The organism is Streptomyces sp. SID3212 (genome assembly GCF_009865405.1).
Classification (GTDB): domain Bacteria; phylum Actinomycetota; class Actinomycetes; order Streptomycetales; family Streptomycetaceae; genus Streptomyces.
Map to the genome: position 1 here is coordinate 1 of NZ_WWJY01000608.1, position 430 is coordinate 430.

The 430-nt window shown below is 78.4% G+C and carries 1 protein-coding gene; it reads right to left on the reverse strand.

Features of this window, described 5'->3' with window-relative positions; all coding sequences use genetic code 11:
• The coding region (locus tag GT042_RS18035; RefSeq protein ID WP_161309738.1) for a DUF2064 domain-containing protein at window positions 1-430 on the reverse strand (430 nt) is incomplete at both ends.

The following is a 430-nucleotide window of genomic DNA, read 5'->3' on the forward strand; positions in this document are numbered from 1 at the left end:
AGCACCGCCGCGAACCGGCCGGCCGGCGCCTCGGCCGCGACCAGCTCCGCGTCCTGCGCGGTGTCGACGTCCCGCAGGACCGGCAGGTCCCGTACCGCGAGCCCGGCGTCGGTCAGCCGGGCCCGCTGCACCGCCCCCGTCTCGGGTACGGACATCGGTACGCCCAGCAGCAGCGCGGGATCCGGTACGGCGAGCCCGAGCGCCCAGAACCCCCCGTCGGCCGCCGGTCCGAACCACGCGTCGCACCCCAGCCAGGCGTCCGGCGCGAGCACCGGTTCCAGCAGCTCGGGGGTGACCTGGGGGGTGTCCATCCCGAGGAGCACGGCAGGGCCCTCACAGCCCGCGAACGCGGCGGCGAGCCGCTCGTCCAGGCCGCCGGCCACCTGCCCGACCACCTCGACCCCGTCCGGCAGCCACGCGCCCGGGGCCC